General features: G+C 71.3%; 20 protein-coding genes. 11 read left to right on the top strand and 9 right to left on the bottom strand.

Annotated elements, in window-relative coordinates; genetic code table 11:
* Positions 1-978 precede the first annotated feature (978 nt).
* The gene (locus JIX56_RS24320; protein WP_257543530.1) at positions 979-1,734 is read right to left on the bottom strand and encodes a formylglycine-generating enzyme family protein; all 756 of its coding nucleotides are present in this window, start codon (positions 1,732-1,734) and stop codon (positions 979-981) included.
* A gap of 297 nt (positions 1,735-2,031) precedes the next feature.
* Between JIX56_RS24320 and JIX56_RS24315 the strand changes: the two genes are divergently transcribed.
* Positions 2,032-2,553: a hypothetical protein gene (locus JIX56_RS24315; RefSeq protein ID WP_257543528.1), complete on the top strand. Its 522-nt coding sequence runs from the start codon at positions 2,032-2,034 to the stop codon at positions 2,551-2,553.
* 588 nt (positions 2,554-3,141) lie between these two features.
* Here JIX56_RS24315 and JIX56_RS24310 read toward each other — a convergent pair.
* Complete coding sequence (locus JIX56_RS24310; RefSeq protein ID WP_257543526.1) at positions 3,142-4,026, bottom strand: SDR family NAD(P)-dependent oxidoreductase; 885 nt, start codon at positions 4,024-4,026, stop codon at positions 3,142-3,144.
* A 174-nt stretch (positions 4,027-4,200) separates the two neighbouring features.
* Here JIX56_RS24310 and JIX56_RS24305 point away from each other — a divergent pair, with 174 nt between their 5' ends.
* Positions 4,201-5,442 carry a sensor histidine kinase gene (locus JIX56_RS24305; protein ID WP_257543524.1) on the top strand — a complete coding sequence of 414 codons (1,242 nt, stop codon included), beginning with the start codon at positions 4,201-4,203 and terminating at the stop codon, positions 5,440-5,442.
* An 11-nt stretch (positions 5,443-5,453) separates the two neighbouring features.
* Complete coding sequence (locus JIX56_RS24300; protein WP_257551081.1) at positions 5,454-6,098, top strand: response regulator; 645 nt, start codon at positions 5,454-5,456, stop codon at positions 6,096-6,098.
* Between the two features lie 760 nt (positions 6,099-6,858).
* Here the strand turns inward: JIX56_RS24300 and JIX56_RS24295 are convergent.
* Positions 6,859-8,901 (bottom strand): pectinesterase family protein, encoded by a 2,043-nt coding sequence (locus tag JIX56_RS24295; RefSeq protein ID WP_257543522.1) that lies wholly within the window; start codon positions 8,899-8,901, stop codon positions 6,859-6,861.
* Between the two features lie 313 nt (positions 8,902-9,214).
* Here JIX56_RS24295 and JIX56_RS24290 point away from each other — a divergent pair, with 313 nt between their 5' ends.
* Both JIX56_RS24290 and JIX56_RS24285 read left to right on the top strand, forming a co-directional pair.
* A complete protein-coding gene (locus JIX56_RS24290) occupies positions 9,215-13,003 on the top strand; it encodes an nSTAND1 domain-containing NTPase (RefSeq protein ID WP_257543520.1) in 3,789 nt (1,262 codons plus the stop codon).
* A 176-nt stretch (positions 13,004-13,179) separates the two neighbouring features.
* Entirely contained in the window at positions 13,180-14,037 is an 858-nt protein-coding gene (locus JIX56_RS24285; protein WP_257543518.1) for a hypothetical protein, read from the top strand.
* Between the two features lie 118 nt (positions 14,038-14,155).
* On the opposite strand, the gene JIX56_RS24280 is transcribed toward JIX56_RS24285, so the two are convergent.
* The gene (locus JIX56_RS24280) at positions 14,156-14,551 is read right to left on the bottom strand and encodes a DUF6223 family protein (protein ID WP_257543516.1); all 396 of its coding nucleotides are present in this window, start codon (positions 14,549-14,551) and stop codon (positions 14,156-14,158) included.
* 231 nt (positions 14,552-14,782) lie between these two features.
* Between JIX56_RS24280 and JIX56_RS24275 the strand changes: the two genes are divergently transcribed.
* Complete coding sequence (locus tag JIX56_RS24275) at positions 14,783-15,910, top strand: sensor histidine kinase (protein ID WP_257543514.1); 1,128 nt, start codon at positions 14,783-14,785, stop codon at positions 15,908-15,910.
* A complete protein-coding gene (locus JIX56_RS24270) occupies positions 15,907-16,566 on the top strand; it encodes a response regulator (RefSeq protein WP_257543512.1) in 660 nt (219 codons plus the stop codon). The genes JIX56_RS24275 and JIX56_RS24270 overlap by 4 nt, the downstream gene beginning before the upstream one ends.
* A 94-nt stretch (positions 16,567-16,660) precedes the next feature.
* Here JIX56_RS24270 and JIX56_RS24265 read toward each other — a convergent pair whose 3' ends face one another.
* Genes JIX56_RS24265 through JIX56_RS24250 form a run of 4 tightly spaced genes read right to left on the bottom strand, consistent with a single transcriptional unit; the run spans position 16,661 to position 20,691 of the window.
* Positions 16,661-17,932, bottom strand: a complete 1,272-nt coding sequence (locus tag JIX56_RS24265) for an FAD-dependent oxidoreductase (RefSeq protein WP_257543510.1) — start codon at positions 17,930-17,932, stop codon at positions 16,661-16,663.
* Between the two features lie 28 nt (positions 17,933-17,960).
* Positions 17,961-18,605, bottom strand: a complete 645-nt coding sequence (locus tag JIX56_RS24260; protein WP_257543508.1) for a maleylpyruvate isomerase family mycothiol-dependent enzyme — start codon at positions 18,603-18,605, stop codon at positions 17,961-17,963.
* Positions 18,602-19,498 carry a fumarylacetoacetate hydrolase family protein gene (locus JIX56_RS24255; RefSeq protein ID WP_443031872.1) on the bottom strand — a complete coding sequence of 299 codons (897 nt, stop codon included), beginning with the start codon at positions 19,496-19,498 and terminating at the stop codon, positions 18,602-18,604. The genes JIX56_RS24260 and JIX56_RS24255 overlap by 4 nt, the downstream gene beginning before the upstream one ends.
* Positions 19,495-20,691: a cupin domain-containing protein gene (locus JIX56_RS24250; protein ID WP_443032061.1), complete on the bottom strand. Its 1,197-nt coding sequence runs from the start codon at positions 20,689-20,691 to the stop codon at positions 19,495-19,497. Before JIX56_RS24250 ends, JIX56_RS24255 begins: the two co-directional genes overlap by 4 nt.
* Before the next feature lie 223 nt (positions 20,692-20,914).
* On the opposite strand from JIX56_RS24250, the gene JIX56_RS24245 reads away from it, so the two are divergent.
* On the top strand, positions 20,915-21,691 hold the full coding sequence (locus JIX56_RS24245; RefSeq protein ID WP_257543504.1) for an IclR family transcriptional regulator: 777 nt from the start codon (positions 20,915-20,917) through the stop codon (positions 21,689-21,691).
* A 181-nt stretch (positions 21,692-21,872) separates the two neighbouring features.
* On the opposite strand, the gene JIX56_RS24240 is transcribed toward JIX56_RS24245, so the two are convergent.
* The gene (locus JIX56_RS24240) at positions 21,873-22,778 is read right to left on the bottom strand and encodes an NAD(P)-dependent oxidoreductase (RefSeq protein ID WP_257543502.1); all 906 of its coding nucleotides are present in this window, start codon (positions 22,776-22,778) and stop codon (positions 21,873-21,875) included.
* Here JIX56_RS24240 and JIX56_RS24235 point away from each other — a divergent pair.
* From JIX56_RS24235 to JIX56_RS24225, 3 genes are all read left to right on the top strand, one after another.
* Positions 22,735-23,394 carry a substrate-binding domain-containing protein gene (locus tag JIX56_RS24235; protein WP_443031871.1) on the top strand — a complete coding sequence of 220 codons (660 nt, stop codon included), beginning with the start codon at positions 22,735-22,737 and terminating at the stop codon, positions 23,392-23,394. The two genes, JIX56_RS24240 and JIX56_RS24235, sit on opposite strands and share 44 nt — an antisense overlap.
* 111 nt (positions 23,395-23,505) lie before the next feature.
* Positions 23,506-24,474 carry a TauD/TfdA dioxygenase family protein gene (locus JIX56_RS24230; RefSeq protein WP_257543500.1) on the top strand — a complete coding sequence of 323 codons (969 nt, stop codon included), beginning with the start codon at positions 23,506-23,508 and terminating at the stop codon, positions 24,472-24,474.
* A 115-nt stretch (positions 24,475-24,589) separates the two neighbouring features.
* Complete coding sequence (locus JIX56_RS24225) at positions 24,590-25,495, top strand: DUF72 domain-containing protein (protein WP_257543498.1); 906 nt, start codon at positions 24,590-24,592, stop codon at positions 25,493-25,495.
* Positions 25,496-25,701: the final 206 nt, after the last annotated feature.

Genomic DNA, 25,701 nt, shown 5'->3' with positions numbered 1-25,701 from the left:
CTCCAGGTAGCAGGTGCAGAAAGAGACCAGGATGCCCGAAAGTAGCCAGACGCGGAGGGGCGATGGCCCATCCTGCGACGTCTGGACAGCGAGCCCAAGGCGGTACCGGATGGCAACGGAGTTCTAGCGCACCAGATCGGGGGTGCATCGAGGCACACGCGCGCCTGATCGGTTGGCGTACCCGCCATCGTGGCTGGCTTCGTCGGCTGCGGCACAGACGAACCGCGCACCGCACCACTCAGCAGATGTCAGCCCACCTAGCCCGGCTCGAACGGGCTGGCCCCCTCCACAAGGGGCCGATGGTGCGGGTGTACAGCGAGCCGGCCGACGCAGGCAGACTGATCGTAGGGCAGCGATCAGCGCGAACGCACCGGTGTTTCCCGTACCGGAGGAACACCAAGGGTGAGTGTCTAACTGCGTGACAACGCCAGCAAACAACGGCGGACGAGCGCGGACGGCAGCGGACCATCAGCGCAGGTGAGAGATGCACCAGCACAAGGACGAGTGCCCGCCCAAGTTGCTTCGGGACGAAGAGGTCGCTCCGTTATGGTGCGCCGCGTGATCAACGAGGCCCCGACCTGTCCTGCATGCAGCCAGCCCATGAAGTCTGGTGGCCTGCTGCTCACCGAACGGGAGGACGACGGCCGGCGGACCTGCCGGTCGCTGTGGCGGTGTGCCGATCGGCATATCTGGTGGAGCTGGGCAGACCGGCCGGATGAACCATTGGAGGTCTGCCCGGCCCCAGGGCTGTTCCGCTGACATCCAACGTTGACATCAACGAGCACGGACGGCGGCGACAACCAGCGGCCATGCACGGCGCCAGTGCGCGAGGCGAGTCCCCACCACGCCGGGCTCAGATCGAACTCCTAAAGCGGGTGTCGCAGGTTCGAATCCTGCCGGGGGCACCAGTCCAGAAGGGGGGCCACCTCCGAAAATTTCTGAGGTGGCCCCCCCCCTTCTGACATCCAGATCTTGCCGCTAACTGGTTGGCAGGAGTGCGACCGGGCGGACCGCAGTGAAGTCCTGAGACTCGTCGCGGGTGGCGGAGAGCAACAGCAGCCACTCGTCGCAGCCCTGCCACGGAGATAGGTCGCCGCCACCTCCTCGCACCACCCGCGGTCCGTCGCCGGTACGGGCACGTGCGTCCGCCGGCGCGTCCGTGAAATGCGGGATCCACACATCGGCGCAGACCTCGTTCGCCGACCCCATCGCCGCCAAGCCGAAGGCGTTCTCAGCCGCGGCTGTGCGCTCCTCGTCGGCAAAGTCGTCCAGCACATGGTCCTCGTCCGGCTTTCCGTCCCCTCGGAAGGTCAGAGTGGTCGTCCCTGCCCGGGCCGCGTACTCCCACTCCGCCTCGCTGGGCAGCCGGAAGGGCAACGCCCCGAGCAGGTCGTCCAAGTCGTCCTCGAAGCGGGCCGTGCTTGCATCCGAGTCGGCGAAGCTGTCCTCGTACTCGGGCAGCCAGTGCCGCGCTTGCGCCACCGTCAGCGGATGGCGGGCGATCAAGAACGGCTCAACCCGCACTTCTCGTACCGGCCGGGCATGGACAGCACCGGCGAAGAACGCTTCGAGGTCGTCATCGGCGCCGTCGGACCGCTCAATGGCACGAACCGCGTCCAGTTCCGCGTCGGACAGACCCATCAGGAACGTCCCACCGGGGACAGCCCGGAAGACCACTCCGGAAGGGGTGTGCCGCCACGCCGGTCGACCGGCCACTATCTCGTGAGCCCACATGGTGCCGGACGCTAGCAGCCGGGCATCCCGGGCGAGGGAGGAGGTCCGGGAAGGGAATGTGGTCAGCTGATCACCTCCTGGAGGCCGCAGCTCCGCACCACTACCGCACCAGATCGAGCGGGGAGGGAACCACGGTGAAAGCCGACAGCACCTGCGAGAGTGCAGGTCAGCCATCAACGCAGGTCAGCGCCCCGATTCAGCCTCGAATGATCGCAGCTTCCCAAGCTGAGAGCGTCCCGGCAGGTGCCGTTCTTGCTGTCGGCAGACACCCCTCGTGGAGTCAATACAGTGCCTCTCATGGACTGGACTGCACCTCTGAGTGCCATAGCCGGTGCGCTTGCCGGCATCGTCGCAACGTTCGTCGTGGACCGGGACCGCTGGAAACGCGCCCAACAGGCCGACGCACAGACCGTTCTGCGCGAGACCTTCGTGACCTACCTCGCCCACTTGGCCCGCGCGACCGAAGGCATGCGTTTTGCCGCCGAGGCAACCTACGACATGCCGGAAGAACGCAGGCGTGCAGTCCGCGCGGCATTCTCCGAGTCTGGTCTGTTCGAGCAGCGCTTCGGCCTAACAATGCTCGCTCCGCCACGTGTAGTGGAGTTGGGCGTCGACGCGTTCCGCACCGTCCGTACGCTACGTGACCTTCTCGCAGACGGCGCGCACGTCACTGACGGAACCTTCCAGACCGCACAGCACACGTACTACAAGGCCGCCCAGGCCGCAGCAGCGGCCATGCGCCAAGAACTTGGCATCCCCGAGCTCCCGTTCGTCCCTCTGGCATCCAGCCACGATGAACGCAGTCAGACACAGGCCTGAGCTCCAGAGTCTGCAAGCCCTCATAGCCTGCCCGGCCGTCTCAGTTTCCGTCTCGTTCAGCCCCGTTCACCACCGTTCAGGCGAGACCCAGAGCCGCGCCAGCGCCGATGGCCAACCGTCCATGAACACAGGTGAACGCCCCCGCACACACACCACCGCCCCACCAACACAGTTGGAAAGCGTGTTGGGGGCAACCCCTCACGAGTTCGAATCTCGTATCCTCCGCAGCCGCCTGACCAGGCAAAACGAAGTGCGGGACCGCGAATCGCGGTCCCGCACTTCAGTGTGGGTGGTTGCAGTTTTGGCTGCATTTATATCGGACATTGCGGCTATTCCGATCACGCTTAGTGGTGTACGCCCGGAACCGCCTGCTGGATCGACTTCGCTGGGGATCTCTGCTGCTACGGGGGAGGCTGCGAGGACTGCCCGGGGCGGGTCATCTCCGCCAGAGGGCTGCGGACCGTGGCGCCTGACAAGGCTGGGAGGCCCAGCTACGGGAGTAGACGATCTTCGCTTCACCCGGAGCCCGTTGGTGTGTTCGAACCCGCGCCTCGCCTTGCCGGGCGCTGACACGCCGATGCGCTGACATCACAGCGCGGCGAGCTGACCGCCGTCGACCGCGACGCAGGAACCGGTCTGGAAGCTGAAGCCCGACGAGGCGAGGGCGAGAGCGGCGGTCGCCATTTCCTCGGGCTTGGCCATGCGGTGGAATGCGGGGACGCCCTGCTGCGCGAACTGGGCTTTCAGCTGGGCCCACTGCTCGTCGGACACCCCGTCCGGCCGGTGCACATCCAGCATCGGGGTGTCGGTCATCCCGGGCGACAGGGCGACCACGCGAATGCCGTGCTCGCCGTTCTCCAGGGCGGCGGCCTGGACCAGACCCGTCAGGCCGTTCTTGGCCGCGGTGTAGGAACCCAGACCGGCACGGGTGGCCCACTGGTTCGTGGAGCCGGTCACCAGGATGACGCCGCCGCCGAGCCTGCGCATGTGCGGAATCTCGAACTTGAGGGCCAGGAAGACCCCGCGCGTGTTGGTGACGGCGACGTCGTCCCACTCCTCGACCGTGACCTCATGCAGGTCCGTGAAGGGCTTCTGGATGCCGGCGTTGTTGAGGGCGACGTCCAGCCCGTCGTACGTCTCGACCACCCGGTCCACAAAGGACTTCACCTCGCCCGGGCGGCGCACATCGGCCTTGATGTACGTCGCTTCTCCGCCTGCTTCGCGGATCTCCCGTTCCACCTGCCTGCCCAATCGCTCCCGGCGTCCGCAGAAGCCGACCTTGGCGCCTTCCCCGGCGAAGGCGACGGCCGCAGCTCGCCCGATACCCGAGGTCGCCCCGGTGATCAGGACCGTCTTCCCCGCGTACGCCCCGCCCTTGTCCGGGGCGTTCGGGGCAGCCTTGGCGCCGCCTGCCCCGAACGCGAGCCCCGCGGCTGCTGCGGTCGTACCCCCCAAGACGGTCCTGCGCTTCATGGTCGCCCTCCCAGTGCTCGTGTGGTGCCGACTGCCGAGCACTCTCCGCCGACTCATGCTCCCGTGCACCCGCGGAAAGGAGGTCGGCCGTGACCTACGAACGGTGGTGGTGCAGTGCGTGAACACCGACTTTCGTCGACTGTGCGCACGGGCCACGGTCCCTACGATGTGCGAATGGCAACCACGGTGATGAGCGCGATCACAAAGCCGCGAGGGCGCGGTTGGCGGTGGAACGGCCGGGAACTGAGCGGCGGCCAGCTGCGGCTGCTGCTGGCCGCCGGCTTCGCGTTGGTGTCGTACAAGTCGGTGCGCGAGGCGCTGACCGTCGATGCCGGGATCATCGCCGGCCGGGGGGCCGGCCTGGCCGTCGCTGTCGTGCTGTGCGCCTCACTGCTGCTGTGCCGCAGACTGCCGGTGGCGGTCACGGTCGTCGCCACGGCCGGGTTCCTGCTGGAGAGCCAGATGTGGCCGGCCCTGGTCGCGCTCTACAACCTGACCGTGCGGCGACCACCGACCCTCGCGCTCGCCCTGACCGGTGTGGCCGTCCTGCCCGTCCTCTTCGGGCCGGTGCGGGAGCTCCTGAACATGCCGCTGCTCACCTTCATGCCGTGTTCCTCCCTGCTCATTCCGCTCGCCTTCGGCCTGGCCTCCCGCAACCAGCGGGACATCAACCGGCTCCTCGCCCGCCGTCTCGACGACCTGGCAGCGGCGAACCGGCTGCGTGACGACCGGGTACGGCTGGCCGAACGCGCCCGTATCGCCCGTGAAATGCACGACGTGCTCGCCCACCGCCTCAGCCTGCTCGTGCTGCACTGCGGAGTGCTCCAGCGGCGCGGTGCGGAGGTGTCCGAACCCGTACAGGAGCGGCTCGGCCTGCTCCGCGATACCAGCGCCCGCGCACTGGACGACCTGCGCTCGGTGCTGGGCGCGCTGCGCGACCAGGAGGGGCCGGTGCCGCTGGCCCCCACCGCCGACGACATCCCCGCGCTGATCGCGCAGGCCGAGACCGCGGGTACCCGGGTACGCGGCACCCGCGCCGACACCAGCGACTTGGCCGCGCTTCCGGCGACGGTGCGGTTCGCCGTGCACCGGATCGTCCAGGAAGCGCTCACCAATGCCCGTAAGCACGCCCCGGGGAAGCCGGTGGACCTCACCGTCGCCGTCGAACGCACGCGGGTGGAGGTACGGGCCGAGAACGCCTGCCCGGTCGTCCCGGAAGGTTTTGGGACGGAGGAGGCGGCTCCGCACGGCTACGGGTTGGTGGGGGTCGCCGAGCGTGTGGCCGCCCTGAACGGCGAGTTCGCAGCGGGCTTCGCCGGGGCGGACCGCTTCCTCCTGCACGCCGTGCTCCCCGTGACCTCGCGCACGCCTGAACCGGACGCCCAGGAGACCAAAGCGGGAGCGGCAGCACAGTGAACGCAGTGGGAGTGATCCGGGTCCTGGTCGTCGACGACGACCCGTTCGTCAGAGCGGGACTCTCCGACCTGGTGGCGACCGACGACGGCCTGGAGCTGGTCGGCGAAGCCGCGGACGGGCGCGAGGCCGTGGACCAGGCGCGGCGGCACCGTACGGATGTCGCGCTGGTCGACATCCGTATGCCCGTCATGGACGGCATCGCCGCGACCAGCGCGCTGCGTGCGCTGCCGCACCCGCCGTCGGTGGCCGTCCTCACCACCTTCGACCTGGACGAGTACGTCTACGGGGCGCTGGAGGCGGGCGCCGCGGGCTTTCTACTCAAGGACACGCCCCCGGACGACATCCTGCGCGCGATACGTGTCGTCGCCGACGGCGGCGGCATGCTCTCCCCCGCCGTCACCCGCACCGTCATCAACCGCTTCCACCGGCCCGACGCCTCCCGCACCCGTGCCGCCCGCACGGCCGCCGCGCGGCTCACCCCACGCGACCGCCAAGTCCTGGACGCCCTCGCCGACGGCCTCACCAACGCCGACATCGGCGCCCTGCTCGGCCTCCGCGAGTCCACGGTGAAGGCGTACGTCAGCCGCATCCTCACCGAGCTGGGCGTCACCAACCGCGTCCAGGCGGCCATGGTGGCCCACGACCTGCGCGCGTGACAGGCGACGGGGCGGGGACCGTGCCGGACATCGGCGTGCCCGCGGACGAGTACAAGGATCTCGGCTGGTGACGTTTGCACGATCGGACGGTGAATCCGGCGGATGAGGATCTGGGCTTCTGACCAGGCAGGATGCGCTATACCGTGGTTGCAGTTCTGGTTGCATTCACCGCCGTACAGCACCGTTCGGAAGCCTCACCATCCCCGGCTGCACTGCAGGTCAGGACACCCCCGGCCACCGTTGAACACACAGACGAACATTTGGAAAGCGTGTTGGGGGGCAACCCCTCACGAGTTCGAATCTCGTATCCTCCGCAGCCGCCTGAACAGGCAGGCGCACGCCCCGCGACTCCCGGCGGACGGGGCGGGATCGTGCTGCCGTGCGACACGCACCGCCCCTTTAAAGCTCGCTGGTTTCGCACTTCCACGGCTGGAGCGGGTCGCGTGCGCGGCACCTGTGCGGGTCGCGATGGTTGTGACCGCCCAGGCTGCGGACTGCTTGAGCAGTACGGGTGGCGGTCTCCCGCAACGGTGCCGGCTGTACCGGGCTTCAGGCGGCGTACGGCCCCGAGGAGCTGCTCAGCGCCTGGCGGCGCAAGGCGTGAGCAGAAGCTGGGAACCTGGGCACGTACCGCGATCAGCCATGTCCAGCCCAGCGGTGGGGCCGGGACAGTCGTGCTGTCCCGGCCCCGTCGTGGTTCACCTCGCCGCGGGGGCGAGGGTGCCGCCGGTGGATGGTGGGCCTGTCACCTCACGTGCGGTCACTTCTTGCCCGGCCAGACGGGGTTCCATCCGTCGGTGCCCGCCAGGTACTTCTCGGCGGTGTAGTCGGCGGCCTCGGCGTCGGTCAGCTTCGGCGCGTTCGCTCCGGCGCCGGCTCCGAGGCCGGAGTTCCGGTACTCCTTGAAGCGGGCCCACTGCCACTTGTAGTCGGGGACCATGTCGGTCCACGGCTGCGTGTCATTGACCTGGGGGTACACCACGGAGTTGCGGACCACCGCCTGGGGCCAGGCGTCCGGCGTGTTGCGCCACGGCCGCCCGAGGTACATCGAACGCAGCGGCGACTTGCCGTCGGAGACGATGTCGCTGTCGGTGATGAGGATGCCGTACTTCTTGCGGTAGTCGGTGTTCGGCGCCAGGACCGTGCCGCCGGGCCAGCTGAGCATCTGGATGTCGGACCGGTCGATCACCGCGGTGGCGTTGCCGAAGATGAAGTCGACCGTGCCCCTGATGAAGCAGCTGATGAAGTACTGCCGGGCCTGGTCCGTGGACTTCGGCGCCTTGACGAGCAGGGTGTCCTGGGTGCTGATGATCCGGTCGTTGACGAACACCTGCCGGTCGCCCTTGGCGGCGACCGCGACGGCCTGGGTCTCGTACGGGCCGATCTCCCGGTGGGCCTTGGGGTCGAACGTGTTGACGATCGAGATGCCCGAGACGGTCAGGTCGTTCCCCTGGAAGGAGGCCACGGCGCTGCCCTCGGTGCCGTACGGGGTGCCGTCGCGCTTGCGCATCCCGTGGGCCCTGCTGTTCCAGATGACGACGTCGGAGGGGTTGCCGGTAGCGCCCTGGATCATCAGGTGAGGCTTGTTCTTCGGGACGCTGATGACCTCGTGGTAGGAGCCCTTGTTGATGCGGACGACCTGCTGCTTGGTCGCGTTCGCGGGAACGGCGTCGATCGCGGCCTGCACGGTCCTGTAGTCACCGGAGCCGTCGGGGGCGACGACCAGCGTGTTCTCCTGGTCCAGCTTTCTCCTGGGCGGCATCTTGCTCATGGGCCCGAGGACGGTGAAGAGCAGGCTCGTGTACACGCTCGGGCTGGTGAAGTAGACGAGGTTCCACTCGAACGTCTTCGTGTCGGGCATGTACTGCCAGATCCACTGTGACCGGGCCTGCTCCGGTGGGACGCTCTGCTGGTTGCCCTCCATGGTGTTGACGTCGTCGCTGAACTCGCGCCACCGGTTCTGCATCGACGCGTAGCGGCCGTCGAGCTGGTTGTGGGCGTGCGGGACCTGGGAGGCGGCGATGAAGTTGGCCATGGGCCGGAAGCGGGCCGCCTCCGAGACGGCCTGGGCCATCGTCAGGAAGGCGCCGGCCTGATCCCGGGCCTCCCGCCCACTGGCGTTCTCGCCGGCGTGGATCAGCGTGAGCACCGCGCTGTTGAACGTGCCCTGGCTGTAGTCCCTGTGGGTGCGGTCGTTCCGTTCACCGACCATCCGCTCAAGCCGGATGTAGCTGCCCCCGAACGGCGCTCGCACCGGCTGGCGGCCGTTGTCGTCGCCGTCGCCGCGGACCGGCGGCATGGGCTGGTCGTCCACGTAGTGGTACTGCTCCTGACCGCGAGCGCCGGCCCACCAGCCCATGAGGTACAGGTCGGAGCTGCGCAGCCGCAGTGTCACGAACCGCTCGCTGTGCTGATCCTCGACATCGACGTTGATGTAGTCGTCCATGTGGAGGTAGTCGGAGCCACTGGTGTCCGCGCTGCCGCTGGTGTGCATGATCTGCCGTGAGCTGCCCGGAACCGAGGGGTCCCGCTCAACGTTCACCGCCCTGCTGACAGCCTCGATGAACACCTTGTAACTCTGCCTGTCGGCGACCTTCCAGCGGGCGATGCTGGCCTTCTCCGGCGCGGACGCGCTCGCGCTCTGCAGGACGCCCAGCGGGCCGAGCAGGGTGGCGAAGATCGACAGCACGACCGTGGTCACGATCGATGCCACGGTGGCCTCGCGGGCGCGGCGACGGGGCGGTGACGGCGGTGGCTGAGGTGCCCCCTGTTCGGGGAGCGCCGTGATGTCGGTAGGGGGCATGCGCTGTTCTCCAGGTACTCGGTGTGCCGGGGATCCAGGGACTCCGGGAGGCCCGGGAGTCCGAGGTCCGGGCTGATGTGGCCGAGGCTGACAGCGCCCACGTTGTTGCTCACCCCCCTCTCATCAGGGAAATCAATCCCGCGCGGCGCCGCCGGATTGATTCGCGGGCCGGTTCCGCGGCTGTCATCAACGCCACATCTCGGCGGAAACCGGTGACTCCCGAGCGGCTGAAGAAATATGTTTAGCGGCCTTACGAATCACTTTCACGAGCCTTTCACCGCTCTGCGGAACCTGTACGGAAGTGGGTGAGCCGGTGGCGCGTCCCGAGAGGCCGCTGGATCCCGGGGCGGGCCCGGCGCAGCGCCTCGCCCATGAGCTGCGGCAGCTGCGCCGGGCCGCGGGCAGCCCGTCGTACCGGACCATGGCCGACACCGCGGGGTTCTCCGCGGCGACGTTGTCCAAGGCCGCGGCCGGGACCCGGCTGCCGTCGCTCGCTGTGCTCCAGGGGTACGTGCGCGCCTGCGGGGGCGACCCCGGCGAGTGGGAGCCGCGCTGGAAGGAGGCCGAGGCCGAGGTCGCGGGGGAAGCGCGGCAGGACGCCGAGGACGCGACGCCGCCGTACCGGGGGCTGGCCCGTTTCGAGCCGGACGACCGCGACCTGTTCTTCGGCCGGGACCAGCTGGCGGAGGAGTTGCGGGAGCTGGTGTGCGGTCACCGGTTCGCGGTCGTGTTCGGGGCGTCAGGCAGCGGCAAGTCCTCGCTGCTGCGGGCCGGGCTGATACCCCGGATGCGGGAGAAGATCGCGGACCAGGGCGGCCCGGCGGTACTGCGCATCCTCACCCCGGGCCCACGGCCCGCCACCACGTACGGCCATCTGCTGGCCCCGGCCGAGGGCGAGCCGGACAGCTGGGTGGTGGTGGACCAGTTCGAGGAGGTCTTCACCCTGTGCCGGGACCGGGAGGAGCGCGACCGGTTCATCGACCTTCTGCTCGCCGCCCGGGACCCGGGCAGCCGGGTGCGGGTGGTGATCGCCGTACGCGCTGATTTCTACGCCCGCTGCGCCGAGCACCGGGGGCTGGCGGACTCGCTGCGCCGGGCGTCCCTGCTGGTCGGCCCGATGACGGCGGACGAACTGCGCGAGGCGGTCGTCAAGCCGGCACAGGCGGCCGGGCTCCTGGTCGAGCGGGAGCTGACCGCGCGGCTCGTCGAGGAGGTGCTCGACGAGCCCGGCGGCCTGCCGATGCTCTCGCACGCCCTGCTGGAGACCTGGCGGCGGCGCCGGGGCCGGGTGCTCAGCCTTGCCGGGTACCAGGCGACAGGTGGGGTGCGCGGCGCGATCGCGGCGACCGCGGAGGAGGTGTTCGAGCAGCTGTCACCGGAGCGGGCCCGCACCGCCCGGCACCTGCTGCTGCGGATGGTCGAGCCGGGCCAGGGCACCCCCGACACCCGGCGCCCGCTCACCCGGGCCGACATGGAGGAGTGGGCCGATCCCGACGTACCGGTGGTCGTGGACCGGTTGACCCGCGCCCGGCTGCTGACCGCCGACGAGGACGGCGTCCAGCTCGCCCACGAGGCGCTGATCACCTGCTGGCCGCGGCTGCACGGCTGGATCGAGGAGGACCGCGAACGGCTGCGCCACCACCGCCGCCTCGCCGAGGCCACCCGCGCCTGGCTGGAGCACGACCGCGACCCCGGCACCCTGTACCGGGGCACGCGGCTGGCGCGCGCGGAGGAACTGTTCGCGGACGACGACGGCATGCTCACCGCGACCGAGCGGGACTTCCTCACCGCCGGGCTGGACGCCCGCGAGGCGGAGCTCCGCGCCGCCGCCCGCTCAGCGCGGCGGTCCCGGGCGCTGCTGGTCACGCTCTCGGCCGTCCTGGCCGTGGCCCTGGTCGCCGGCCTGGCCGCCTGGGGGGAGCACCACGACAACCAGCGGCGTCGTACCGAAGCGGCGGCCCGCCGCGTCGCGGAAGTCGCCGACGCCCTGCGCACCACCGATCCGCGCACCGCCCAGTTGCTCGGCGTCGCCGCCTGGCGCGTCGCCGAGTCGCCGGAGACCCGCCGCGCCCTGCTCGGCGCCCTCGCCCAGCCCGAAACGGACATCTTCACCGACCCGACGCCCGGCAGCGGCCCCACCCGCCTCCTCACCCGCTCCGGCCGCACCCTGCTCAGCGCCGACGACGGCACCTGGCGCACCTGGGACGTGACCACACGCCGCCCGCTCGCCTCGGGCCGGCTGCCGGACGGAATCGTCGTCGGAGCCGGTCCCGACGGGCGGCTGCTCGTGATCGCCGCCGACGACGACGTACGGCTGTGGGACATCTCCGCCGGGCGGTGGACCGGCCCGGCACTGCCGGCCGACGCCATCGTGGACTTCGGCCCCGACGGCCGCGGCTACGCGGAGAGCAGTCCGTACGACGACCGGGTGCGGCTGCACTCGACCGCGGACGGCACACCGCTGTTCGAGACCCGGGTGACCGGCCGCGCGAACATCGCGCCGAGCACCGACGGCCGGCTGCTGGCCGTCTGCCCCACCGGCCGCGCACCGCAGGTCTGGGACACCGCCCGCCACCGCACCCTGCCCGGCGCCTGGGAGGACGCGGGCGCCCTCTGCGACGACGACCACTCGATACTGGCGTTCGGCGGCCCGGGCGATGCCGCCGACCGGTTCGCCCTGGCTTCTCCCAGCGGCGTCCACGTCTGGGACGCCGCGTCCGGACGCCGGATCGCCGACCTCGCGGACCCGGGCGTGCACAGCCTCGCCTTCAGCGAGGACGGGGCTTTCCTCGCAACCGCCGACGCAAGCGAGATCAGGGCGTGGCGCCTCACCTCCTCCACGACAGACGCTCCCGCCCCGGTCTTCCGCCACCCTCTGTACAACGAGCATCTCTACGGCGGCCTCGTCTGGGACCCCGACCGGCCGCTGCTGCGCTACCTGGAAGGCGGCACCGTCCACACCCTGGACCTCGCGAACGCCGTCACCCCCGCTTGGCGCGACGCCCCCCTGGACGCCGCGCTGCTCAGCCCGGACGGCCGTACGCTCGCCACCGCCGAACTCCCCCACTCTCGGCTTCGCTCGAGCGGGGGGACCCCCATCGGGGACACCGGCTACCGCTTCCAGCTGCGCGACACCCGCGACGGGCGCGTGCTGCGGACGCTGCCGCCGGTACCCCTGCCCGTGTCGCGCGACCCCGAGCAGCCGGTCGTCGCGCAGGACACCCTGGCCCTGCTGGCCTTCAGCCCCGAGGGCGGCACCTTCGCCTACGGCGTCTCCGCACCCGGCCGCCTGACCGCGCCGCAGCGGTTCATGCTCTGGGACATGGCCCGCGGCCACGCGCGGACCACGCTGGACCTGGCGACGCCGTCGTCCGACGGGGCGGTCGTCACACTCGCCCTGGGCCCCGGCGGTCACGCCCTGTACGCCACGCGCACACCCGGCATCGGCGAGCTGAGCCACGAAGTGTGGGACACCGCACGGCACCGGAGAACCGCCGTGTACCCGGACGCGGCCGGCGCCGAGCTGACCATCCGCCCCGACGGGCAGCTCTTGGTCACCGCCGACCGCACGGTGCGCCTGCCCTCCGGCACGGTGCGCGCCCACGACCTCGTCCGGGGCGACGACATCGGCGCCCTCGCCTTCGCCCCCGACGGCTCCCGGCTCGCGGCGGGCGACCAGACCGGGCGGGTCACTCTGTGGGACGGCACCCTGAAACACCGCGCGGGCACGCTGCCCAGCGTCTTCCCCACGTCGCTCGGCGACACCGCCGAGGCAGTCAGCGCCCTCGCCATCAGTCCCGACGGCCGCACCCTGGCCGTCGGCGGTGACGCCGGCACGCTCCAGCTGTGGGACATCGCCACCCAACAGCCCCTCGGCGGCCCGCTGACCACCCCCGGCGACGCCATCACCTCCCTCGCCTTCAGCCCCGACAGCACCACCATCCACACGGCCGGCACCCACGTCCCACTCCAGCGCCACACCATCGACCCCGCCCGGGCCGTCACCCAGATCTGCGCCCGCACCGGCGACGCCGACCTGACACCCGCCCAATGGCACGCGTACGTGCCCGACGCGCCGTACCGCGAGGTGTGCGGCCACTGAGGCCGGGGCGCCGGGCCGGGCCGCTGGGTCTCGGAAGGGTTGATTCCTCCCTTGGACGGGGTTGGGCACCAACTCGCGCCGACAAAAGACTGCTCGCAGCCGGCCTCACGGCTACCGACCGACCGCCCGGCCCCACACGTGTGGTCCCGCATCCAACGCGCAAGGACGTAAGAATCGTGCCCACCATCAAGAAGTGCCTCCTGACAGGCGCCGCCTTCGGCATGGCGATCAGCGGCCTGACCCTCGCCTCCGCCCCGGCCGCCATCGCGTCGACGGACGTCAACGGCGTACACGACTGGCTGCTCCCGAACATGTGCCAGAACGGCTCCAACCGGAGCGGACAGAGCCTCTGGTACTACAACGTCGACACCAAGCAGCTGCTCGACAGAAGCCGTGGAAGCGTGGGGCACACGCCGGTCTGGCGGTACATCGGCGGCAGCAAGGCGGGAAACCGCTACGCCATGAACCCGGGCTGGCGTGAGATCAAGGGCCACTGCTTCTACCCCGCCTCGTCCTCCTGGACGTATGAGGGGAGGCAGACGGCGTACTCCGACCAGGTGACCAACTGCTCGCAGGGCGGCAACGTCAGCGAGCGGGTCGACCAGAGCTACAGCACGACGACGACCACCACGAAGACGGTGAACGGCAGCCTCAGCGTCAGCCCCAACGTCAGCAAACTGTTCGGGGTCGGCCTCGGTGCCGAGTTCTCGTACTCGTGGGCCTACGGCAAGACCGTCGGCTGGGGCCGTTCCGTCAACATGGACGTCCCGCCCGGCCGGACCGCGTGGCTCACCGCGGCGCCCATCAAGCGCGTGGTGCGGGTCAACCCGCACTTCTGGATCGACGAGTACAACTGGTACGACGGGACCCAGAAGAAGGGCCACGACAAGTGGGGCATCAACGGCACCCAGCGAGACATCGTGGACCGCAACTACTACTACGACGGCACGTCCGACGTGCTCCGCAACGGGCAGCCGATGTTCAAGTTCTACAAGCACGACCGTGCGAACAGGTCGGGTGAATGCCGGCGCTGAGACGCCGCCGCTCCCGAAGACCCGGAGTGCCCGCCGGCCCGTGGCCGGCGGGCACTCCGGGTCTCTCGTATCCTCCGCAGTCGTCTGAAGAGGCTCGACGAAGGGGAGGCGGTGCTTGTCAGGCGGGACCGAACTCGCGCTCGTGTGCGACGCGGTCGGCGGTTTGCTCGGTGTGTCGGGAGCGGGTGAGAGCGCGGCGGCCGAGGGCTGTGGCGATCAGCCCCAACGCGATGGCCCCGATGGCTCCCACCATCCCGTTGCCGGTGCCGGGACCACCGCTGGAGGTGGCCAGATGCAGCGCCGCGAGGGCCGTGCCTACCAGCCCCACGGCCATGGCTGACCTGGCGGCGGTGCGCGCGCTGCCGGTGCTGATGCGGCCGGCGACGCGGGACAGGGCCAGCCGGCCGAGGGCCACGCCGATCAGCGCCACCCCGAGGGCGAGGTTGGCGCCTGTCCGTCCGTCACCGATGACTCCGCCCTCGGCGGCCGTCATCAAGGCATCTGTCGCGCTCATGCCACTCTCCTCCTTCATGCTTGGCATACTCCGAGATGTGCCTGTGCCTTGAGCGTGCCTGTCGACCGCCCTGCCGGTCGTCCGGCGAACGCGGTCACTTCGGACTGCCGCCGACGCCGCAGCCCAACGCCGCGGATACGGCAGGCGCCGTGCGACTACCGCGGGTGCGGTAGCCGGCCACTCGTCCGCGGGCGGGACTCGCCCGCGGCGGCGCCCGGCTAGGGTGCGCGCATGGACACAGGGCGTTTTCGTGTCCCGGCCGGTGCCATGGACTGGGCGATCGCCGTCAGCGTGGCGGCACTGCTGCTGGGAACCGGGTTGTCCGGGCAGCACCCGGCCGGGGAGCGCGCGCTGTTCGGCTCCGTGCTGCTGGCGGCGGGCGGTCTGGCGCTGGTCGCGCGTCGTAGGGCTCCGATTGCCGTGCTGGCTGTCACCGGCCTGTGCGCGGTGGCGTACGAGGCGGCGGGTTTCGAGGTGCTCGCCGTCTCGTACCTGGTCGCGGTGTACGGCGCCGTGCGGGCCGGGCACCGTGCCCTGACGGTGGCGGTGTCCGTGTCCCTGCTCGTCGTCCTCCCTCTCACGGCGCTGGTCTTCCGCGACGGGCCGACGCGCGAGGCGTTCGCACAGGCCCGGACCGTACTGGAGATCGCCTGGCTGATCGCCGCCTTCGCCGCCGGGGAGGCGCTGCGGCAGGCCGAGCGGCGGGCGGACGAGGCCGAGCGCACCCGGGAGGAGACCGCGCGGCGCCGCGCCGACGAGGAACGGCTGCACATCGCGCGGGAGCTGCACGATTCCCTCACCCACCAGATCTCGATCATCAAGGTGCAGTCCGAGGTCGCCGTCCACGTGGCCCGCAGACGCGGCGAGCGGGTGCCCGAGACGCTGCTGGCGATCCGGACGGCCGGACGGGAGGCGACCCGGGAGCTGCGCGCGACCCTGGAGGCCCTGCGCGACGACGACACGACCCCGCCGCAGGGCCTCGAGCACGTACCGGAACTGGTGGAGCGCGCCCGTTCGATGGGCCTGGACGCGACGCTGACGATCGAAGGGCAACGGCACGACGTGCCGGCCGCGGTCGGCCGGACCGCCTACCGCATCGTCCAGGAGGCGCTGACCAACACCGCCCGGCACGCCTGTGCCACCACCGCGGCAGTCCGGATCGAATACCGATTCGACACGCTGTCTGTCCAGGTGGACGACGACGGCAAGGCCACCCCCGATGACACCCCTGCCCCCGGCCTCGGGCTGCTCGGCATGCGCGAACGCGTCACCGCCCTCGGGGGCCGGCTGCGCGCGCGGCCGCGCGCCGAGCACGGTTTCACCGTCCAGGCCGAACTTCCCGTGGAACGAGCCTCATGATCCGTGTCCTGCTGGTCGACGACCAGCCGCTCATCCGCAGCGGCTTCCGCGCGCTGCTCGGCCTCGAAGACGACATCGAGGTGGTGGCCGAAGCCGCTGACGGCGCAGAGGGTCTGGCGCTCGTCGAGGAGCATCTGCCCGACGTCGCGCTCATCGACATCCAGATGCCGGTCATGGACGGCATCGAGGCGACCCGGCGCATCGCCGCGGACCCGGCCCTGGCCGGCGTGCACGTCGTCATGCTGACCAACTACGGCATGGACGAGTACGTCTTCGAAGCGCTGCGTGCCGGCGCCGCCGGGTTCCTGGTCAAGGACATCGTGCCGGAGGATTTCCTGCACGCCGTCCGGGTCGCCGCCCGCGGCGACGCCCTGCTCGCCCCGTCCATCACCCGCAAGCTGATCCACCGGTACGTCACCCAGCCCCTCCCCACCCCCGGGACGGCACTGGAGGAGCTGACCAGCCGTGAACGCGAAGCGGTCGCCCTGGTCGCGCGGGGCCTGTCCAACGACCAGATCGCCGACCGCATGGTGATCAGCCCGATGACCGCGAAGACCCACGTCAACCGGGCGATGACCAAACTCCACGCCCGCGACCGGGCCCAACTCGTGGTCCTCGCCTACGAGTCCGGCCTGGTCGCCGCGCGGGGCCGCTGACATCCGGCCATCCGGGCACCTCCGGCTCTCGGAGGTACGGAGTTGTTCGTGATCGCCGACTGGGCTCAGCGTTGTTCATGATCGCCGCCTGGGCTCAGCCCGTTACCGAGTCCCATGGGATCGTCCGGTACGGATCCGGCTCCTGGTCGGGGGTCAGGGCGGTGGGGCCGTACAGCCAGTCGGTGAAGCCGTAGTCGTAGGTGTCGCGGGAGCGCAGGAGGGCGTTGCGTCGCAGCCGGTTGATTCCCTCGTGGTGCCAGAGGTCGCCCCATGCTCGTGCCGTGGTGACCACACGGCGGCAGTGCTCGGGGCGTACGGCCTGATAGGCGGTGAGGACTTTCTCCCAGTCGACGCCCGAAGGGGTGTCGTACGGGTCCGCCCGTTGGGCGTCGACGTGTTCGGCGAGGACCCAGCCGTCCTCGATGGCCATGACGGCGCCCTGGGCCAGGTACTGCAACGGTGGATGGGCCGCGTCACCGAGGAGGGCGATACGGCCGCGGACCCAGCCGGTGATCGGGTCGCGGTCGAACATGCGCCAGCGGCGGTCGCGCCACATCAGGGGCAGGCCGCGCCGGATCGGGTCGCACATGCCGTCGAAGGCACGGTCGAGTTCGTCGGGTGTGCCCCAGTCCGCCTCGCCGGCCAGGGCCTTGGGCGACTCGAAGACGGCGACCTGGTTCAGCATCCGGCCGCCGCGCAGCGGGTACCGCACGAAATGGCAGCGCGGTCCGACGTAGACCACGACGTCCTTCTCGTGCTCGTGCACGCCGTTGCCGCGCGCCTGCTCGACGGGGATCGCCGCGCGGTAGGCGACGTACGCGGAGTTGACGGGCTCGTCGTGGACGAGAAGCCGTCGCGCGACCGAGTGGAGCCCGTCGGCGGCGATCACCACGTCGGCCTCGTCGGTGCGGCCGTCGGCGAACACCGCCCGGGCGCCGCCGTCGACGTTCTCGTACGAGACGCAGTGCGCGTTCGTCACCAGGTCGACGCCGAGGCGGCGGCAGGCGCGCAGGAGGAGGCCGTGCAGGTCGCTGCGGTGGATCACCAAGTAGGGGAAGCCGTAGCGGCGTTCGAGGTCGGCCAGGTCCAGGCGGGTCAGTTCGCCGGCGTCGACCGCGTCCTTCATGAGGATGTGCTCGGGGAGCACGCCGAGCGCGACGGCCTCGTCGAGGAGGCCGTACGCGTCGAGGATGCGGGTGCAGTTCGGGGCGAGCTGGAGGCCCGCGCCGACCTCGCCGAACTCCGCGGACCGCTCGTACAGCCGTACCCGCAGACCCTTGCGGGCGAGGGCGAGGGCGGCGGAGAGGCCGCCGATACCGCCGCCGATGACGAGGACGTCGGGACGGCTTGGCGTCAGCGGACTCATGTCCTTCTCCTTGATGGCACGGGCCTGGTCACAGCCATGGCGGCAGGGGTTCGGCCGGGGTGCCGTCCGGCGTCGTGACGCCCTCGTACGGGCGGCCGGCCAGGTACGCCGTGACCTCGGCCGGGGTGCCGTGGACCGTGGGGACGGCGGTGCCGCCGCGCTTGGCGAGGATGTCGACGCGGAGTTCGGCACGGAACTCCGCGGGCAGGTCGGCGAACCGCACACCGTCGTCGAGGTCGACGGCGTGGACGAGGACCTCGCGGGCGCGCAGCCAGGGGATCTCGCTCGCCGGGACCGTACGGCCCTGGGCCGTCACCACCTCCGCCCGCCACTGTTCGGCCGTGAGCGCGGCCATCGCGTCGGTCAGGGTCTGGGCGGACTCCTCGAACCAGGCGGTGAGCCGGGCGCCGGAGAGCCGCGCGCCCGTCTCGATGTCCGCGCCGCGTTGGCCGGGGGACGTGTACATGGGGGTGGGTTCGCCGGTGCGCGCCCAGTGCACGAGGTTGCCGAGGGCCTCGGCGTTGCCGGCCAGGTGGGCGACCAGGTGCTTGCGGGTCCAGCCGGGGAGCGTGGAGGGGGCGTCGTAAGACGTTTCGTCGAGGCCGACGAGGACCTTGCGGCACAGGGCGGTGCCCTCGGCGGCCCAGGCGAGAGTGGTCTTGAGCTCCCTCATCGCGGGCCGTCCCCTCGTGGGCCGTCCGCGATCACGGTGTTCTCCAGTCGGCCCAGGCCCGTGATCTCGGTGATCACCGTGTCGCCGGGGTCGAGGAACACCTGGGGCTCGCGGGCGTGGCCGACGCCGCCCGGGGTGCCGGTGGCGATGATGTCGCCGGGGTTCAGGCGGATCATCGTGGAGATGTAGCGGACCAGGTCGACGGGGTCGAAGAGCAGGTCGCCGGTGTTGTCCCGCTGCATCAGGCGGCCGTTGACCGTACAGCTGATGTCGAGTGCCGGGCGCGGGCCGCCGAGCTCGTCGGATGTGACGAGGTACGGGCCTACGGGGGTGGTGGCGTCCCAGTTCTTGCCCTGGAGCCATTCGCGGGTGCGGAACTGCCAGTCGCGGCACGTGATGTCGTTCAGGACGGTGAAGCCGGCGATGGCGGCCGCCGCCTCCGACTCGTCCGCGCGGCGGACCGGTCGGCCGATGACGACGGCGAGTTCGGCCTCCCAGTCGAACTGCCCGGTCTCGGCGGGGCGGCGGATGTCGTCCCGGGCGCCGATCAGCGTGTCCGCGAACTTGCTGAAGAGGGTGGGGTGTTCGGGCAGGTCGCGGCCCATCTCCTTGATGTGCTTCTGGTAGTTCAGGCCGACGCACACCACCTTGGTCGGGCGCGGGACGAGCGGGGCGAACACGGCACCGGTGGAGGGGTGGCGAGGGCCGTCGGCGGTCGCGGCGGCGGCGAGCCCGCCAGGTGCGGCGAGGACGGCGCCCACGTCGGGCAGGCCGAGGTCGACGAGGGCGTCGCCTTCTACGCGTACGGCGGCGGTACGGCCGTCAAGGCCGCCGGGGGCGGCAGGGTCGGCAGGGTCGGCGGCGGCGTCGAGGCGGATCGTGGCGAGCTTCACGCGTGGCTCTCCTCTACGTGGCTGCGGAACAGGTTGAGCTTCGTGAAGATCGGCGCGTCGCCGAACTGGAACAGGTCGAGGGCGCCGGAGTCGGAGTCGGACGGGGAGGCCTCGGAGCGGATCGAGAGGGGTGCCCAGGAGGGGACGACGAAGAGGTCGCCGCGCTGGACCGACCAGGAGAAGTCGCCCACGGTCACCCGGCCCGACCCGTCGAACACCTGGTAGACCGACGACCCCGTCTCCCGGCGCGGAGCCGTCTGCGTACCGCTGCCGATCCGGTGGAACTGCGCGCGGATGGTCGGCAGGACGTCCTGGCCGGTGGTGGGGTCGGTGTAGCGGACCAGCGCGTGGCCGGGCTCGACGGTGCCGGAGTACCCCGCGCGTTCCAGCTCCAGCTGGTCGGTGAGGGCGGCGTCGGTGGCGGCCCAGGGGTAGCGGAGCAGCGGGGTGCCCGCGCCGGACTCGGTCCGGGGCCCGAGCTGGGAGACCGGTGCCAGCCCGGGGTGCCCCCACAGCCGCTCGGAGCGGGAACGGCCGGGCGCCCGGCGCTCCTCCTCCGACAGCTCCTCCCGCCCGAAGTCGAAGAACTGCGCCTCGACGTCGTACTGGAAGGGGATGTCGAGGCCGTCGATCCAGGCCATCGGCTCGTCGGCCGCGTTGTGGTGGGCGTGCCAGTGGAGGCCGGCCTGCGGCAGGAAGTCGCCGCGCCGCATGGGCACCGGGTCGCGCTCGACGACCGTCCACACGCCCTCGCCCTCCACGACGAACCGGAAGGCGTTCTGGGTGTGGCGGTGCTCGGGCGCGTTCTCGCCCGGCATCAGGTACTGGATGGCGGCCCAGAGCGTGGGGGTGGCGTACGGCCTGCCGCCCAGGCTCGGGTTGGCCAGCGCGATCGCGCGCCGCTCCCCGCCCCGCCCGACCGGCACGAGGTCACCGGACCGGCCCGCCAGGTCGAGCAGTGTCCGCCACTCCCAGCGGTGCGGCTGGGCCTTCGACCGGGGATGGGGCGGCATGAGGTCGCCGATCCGCGTCCACAGCGGCACCAGCAGGGCCTTCTCGAAACCCCGGTACAGATCCTCCAGCTCCGGGGTGACGGGCGGCTGGTCCGGCCGGTCCTCGGCGGTGAGGGAGACGGGAGAGGTGGCAGAGCCGGGAGAGGTGGCAGAGCCGCGAGAGCCGGCGTGCGGCTCCATGTCGGTGGCGGTGCCGGTGGCGGTGTCGGTCATACGGGAACGGTGCGCCGCACGGGCCACGGGAGAACAGTAGATTCTGCACAGCGGAACAGCGGAACAGCGGAACAGCGGACCGACGGAACAGCGGAACAGCGGACCGACGGAACAGCGGAACAGCGGACCGGCGGAAACAGCGGACCGGCGGACCGGCGGACCGGCGGAACACACGGAGATGGAGGCCGGCGTGGCCAAGCCCATGAAGAACCCGCCCACCTACGGCGTCACCAGCGTGGACCACGCGCTCCAGCTCGCGGTGATTCTGCAGGTGGAGGGCCCGATCACGGTGTCCGAGGCGGCCGAGCGGCTCGGGGTGGCCCGGTCGACCGCCCACCGTCTGCTGTCGACGCTCGTGTACCGGGACTTCGCCGTCCAGAACGAGGACGACCGCACCTACCGCGCCGGGCCCGTCCTGGAGGTCGCCGACCGGGCGCAGTCGGACGTCACGGCCCTCCGGGCCGCCGCGCTCGGCCCGCTGCGCACCCTCGTCGACACCCTCGACGAGACCGCGAACCTCACCATCCGCACCGGCCGGACCGTACGGTTCATCGCCTCGGTCGAGTGCTCCCGGGCGCTGCGGGTCGGCAACCGGGAAGGCATGGTCTTCCCGGCCCACCAGGTGACCGGCGGCCTCATCGCCCTGGCCGCCCTGACGGACGACGAGCTCACCGCCCTCTACGCCCCGGCCCCGGCCGATCCCGCCGAGGAACGCCCCGACCTGCCCAAGCTGCGCGCCGAGCTCCGCGCCGTACGGCAGACCGGTGTGGCCCTCAACGTCGAACGTTCCGAACGCGGCCTCGTAGCCGTCGGCAGGGCGGTCACCGACGCCGACGGCCGCACCGTCGCCGCCGTCTCGGTCTCCATGCCGAGCGTCCGCCACTCACCCGACCGGCTGAAGGAGGTCGTCACGGCCCTGACCACGGCCGCGGAGGCCATCTCGGCCGCCCTCGCCGACGCTCACTGAGCCGTACCGGCCAACAGCCGGCGCCGTACGTTCTCACTTGTGCGGGTGGCGGGTGTCGGTCGGGGCGTTCTCGGTCGTGCCCGGTATCGGTCGTGCCCGGTATCGGTCGGGGCGTTCTCGGTCGTGCCCGGTATCGGTCGGGGCGTTCTCGGTCGTGCCCGGTATCGGTCGGGGCGGCGGATCACTCAGGCGTGCCCTCGACGTCGACGACCTCGTCGAAGCTGGCGAAGTACGCGGCGGCCATGTCCTCGTCGGCGTGGCCCTGGGCGGCGGCGCGGGCGAGGCGGTCGGCGCCGGCGGCGGCCAGATCGAGGCGTACGCCGTGCCGCTGCCCGGCCTCGACGATCAGGCGGGCGTCCTTGGCGGCGGTGGCGACGGCGAAGGAGGCCGGGGAGAGCCGGCCGTCGAGGATGAGGGCGGACTTGGCACGCAGATAGCCCATGTCGAGCGGACCGCCCTCGATGAGCTCGAAGAAGGAGTGCGGGTCGACGTCGAGGGCCTTGGACAGGGCCAGGACCTCCCCGGCCGCGTTGGTGGCGGCCAGCACCCAACTGTTGGCCACCAGCTTGAGCCGGGTGGCCGTGCCCGCCGCGCCGTCCTCGCCGGTCCAGACCGTACGTGCGCCGACGGCGCCGAAGACGGGCGTCACCGTCCCCCGGCCCTCGACCGGCCCCGCGGCCAGCACCGTCAACTGCCCGGCCTCCGCGGGCTGGCGCGTGCCGAGGACGGGCGCGTCGAAGAACACCAACCCGTGCTCACCGGCCAGCGCGGCCAGTTCGGCGACGGCCTCGACACCGGCGGTGGTGGACTGGACCCACGCCGCGCCGGGGCTCAGCCCGGCCGCCGCCTCACCCATCACGTCCAGGACGGCGGCCCCGTCGTACAGCATGGTGAGGACGACATCCGCCCCCCGCACGGCCTCGGCCGGACTCCCGGCGATCCGCGCACCGTCGGCGGCGAGCGGCTCGGCCTTCTCGCGGGTACGGTTCCACACCCGTACGGCGTGACCGGCGCGGACGAGGTTGCGGGCCATCGCGGCACCCATGATGCCGGTACCCAGGACACTTACGGTGAGCTTGTCGGTCATGAGATCAACTTCCTGCCGCGTACAGTGCGTTCGCAGTTTCGCAGCCCGGGGTGGGCGTGGGGACGGTACGACACCGGGCACGAACCTAATCGTCGGCCGCGGCGACGAGACCGTCGAGCCAGGGGCCGGCCGCCACGACCTGGTGATCACCACACGGCGACCACGCGGCCGGGCGTCGGCCTCGGTGCCCCTCACGGACGAGGAGTACGTGCTGGTCGCGGGCCGGACGTGGGGCGAACGGGTCGGGCGGCACCCGGCGGCGGACGACCTGTGCACGGTCCTGCGGGACGTCCCGCTGGTGGCCTACGCCGAGGACCTCCCTATCGCCCGCCGTTACTGGCGAACCGTCTTCGGCAAGCCCCTCACCGCCCGTGCCGCCCTCACCGTCCCCGACCTCCACGCCGTCGTGGCCGCCCTCACCGCGGGCTCCGGCTACAGCGTCCTCCCCCGCTCCCTCTGCGAGCAGCACCTCACCGCCGGCACGCTCACCCTCCTCCACGACCCGGAAGAACCCCCGCTCAACACCCTGTTCCTCGTACAACGCCCGGGCGCGGACACCAACCCGGACGTGACGAGGGTGGGGGAGGCGCTTCGGGGGGCGGCGCGGGGTTGGTAGGTGGCGCGCAGGCGGGGTTGAAGGGGCGCGGCCCCTGGGGATGGGAAGGGGGAGGGGCGGCGGGGGCGCAACAACCCGTGCGACCGACACGGCAATGGGTGAGGGTGAGCCATGACAACCAGCGAAGCGGTGGAACCCCCCGACGGCCTCGACGTACGCCCGGCCTCCGGGTACATCGGCGCCGACATCCACGGCGTCGACCTCGCCGGCCCCCTCGACGACGACACCATCGCCGGCATCCGCGCGGCCCTGCTCCGCTGGAAGGTCGTGTTCTTCCGGGAACAGAAACTGGACCACGCCGGACAGATCACGTTCGCGCGCCGCTTCGGTGAGCCGATCCGGCTGCGGTCGAGGGGCTCGGTCTCACCCGCCGAGCACCCGGAGATCGAGACGACGGCCGACCGTCAGGAACTGGGCCGCAAGCACGGCATGGACCAGGCCGAATGGCTGGAACGCCGCCGCCACTCCACCCTCCGTGGCTGGCACGCCGACCACACCGCGCGCGTCGACCCGCCCGCCCTGACCCTGCTCCGCGCCGAACGCGTGCCCCCGTACGGCGGCGACACCACCTGGGCCAACCTCGCCACCGCCTACGCGGGCCTGTCCGAGCCGGTACGCCGTTTCGCCGACGGGCTGCGCGCCGAACACCGCCTCGGTGTCGGCTATCTCGCCCGCTCCGGCACCGATCCCTACCTCCGCCACCTCCAGGACCACCAGGTCGCGTCCGTCCACCCGGTCGTCCGCGTCCACCCCGAGACCGGCGAACGGATCCTGTACGTCAACCCGTACTACGTCGAGAACATCGTCGACGTGACCAGGGCGGAAAGCCGGCTCCTCCTCGAGATGTTCGTCGAGCAGATCACGCGCCCCGAGTACACGGTCCGCTTCCGCTGGGAGCCGGGTTCCGTGGCCCTCTGGGACAACCGTGCCACCGTCCACCTCGCCCCCAACGACACCGCCCACCTGGACTTCCCGCGCATCATGCACCGCGTCATGGTCGCGGGGGACCCGCCCGTGGGCGTCGACGGCACCCCGTCGAAGTCGCTCTGCGGCGCGCCGCTGCACGACCGGAGCGAGTAGCGGCCGGTGGAGGACGAGTAGCGGCCGGTGGAGGGCAAGCAGCGGCCGGTGGAGGGCAAGCAGCGGCCGGTGGAGGGCAAGTAGCCGACCCCCCGATTCCGGGTAACCGGCCCCCATGGGTCACGTACTCGTCGGAACCTGCTCCTGGACGGACCGCGCGCTGCTGGCCAGCGGCTGGTACCCGCGCGGCCGTCGCGACGCCGAGCCCCGACTCCGTTACTACGCCGAACAGTTCCCGGTCGTCGAGGTGGACTCCAGCTACTACGCCCTGCCCAGCCGCCGCAACAGCCTCCTCTGGGCCGAGCGGACACCCCCCGGATTCCGCTTCGACATCAAGGCGTTCTCCCTGCTCACCGGCCACCCGACCCGCCCGACGGCCCTGCCCGAGGACCTGCGGGAGGGGCTACGGGAGGGGCTACGGGAGAACAGGCGCGACGGGACCCCCGAGTTACCCGAGCTACGCGAGTTACTGGACCGGGTGTGGGAGCGATTCACCGATGCCGTCGAGCCCCTGCGGACGGCCGACCGACTCGGCGCGGTCCTCTTCCAGTTCCCGCCGTGGTTCGCACCGGGGCGGCCGGCGCGGCGGGCGGAACGGACGCTGGAGGAGTGCGCCGAGCGTACGGCCGGCTGGCCCGTCTCGGTCGAGTTCCGGCACCCCGGGTGGTGGCGGGGCGAACAGGCCGACCGGACGACGGCGTTGCTGGCCCGGCTCGGCCTGATCGCCGTAGGCGTCGACATGGCACGGGACCTGGACGCCTCCCTGCCTCCCCTCGCCCCCGTCACCTCGCCCGAGCTGGCCGTCGTACGGTTCCACGGGCGCAGCCCCGCCTGGGGCACCGGCAGCAAGGAGGACCGTTTCCGGTACGCCTACTCCGAGCCCGAACTCGCCGAGTGGGCACCCCGGTTGAGGGCCGCCGCCGAACAGGTCGACGAACTGCACGTCCTCTTCAACAACTGCTGCGCCGACGCGGCCGTACGAGCGGCGGAGACGATGCGCCGGGTGCTCGCCGCGACGTGACCATCTAGTGCCGCGTCAGCCAAGGTTTGTCCGTCAAGGAGCGGCGTCCGGTGCGTGCTCTCGGCGTGCCGGCCGGAAGTCCTCGTCGATGGACCGGACGTACTTGGGCTTTCGGCCGGTGCGGCGGTGGGGGCCCCTCCCGTTCGAGCGAAGCCGAGAATGGGGGAGCGTGCCGGGCGTCGCGACGGGGCGAACCTTGGCTGACG

It is taken from the genome of Streptomyces sp. CA-210063 (assembly GCF_024612015.1).
Classification (GTDB): Bacteria; Actinomycetota; Actinomycetes; order Streptomycetales; family Streptomycetaceae; genus Streptomyces.
This window is presented reverse-complemented; position numbering and strand designations above follow the sequence as displayed.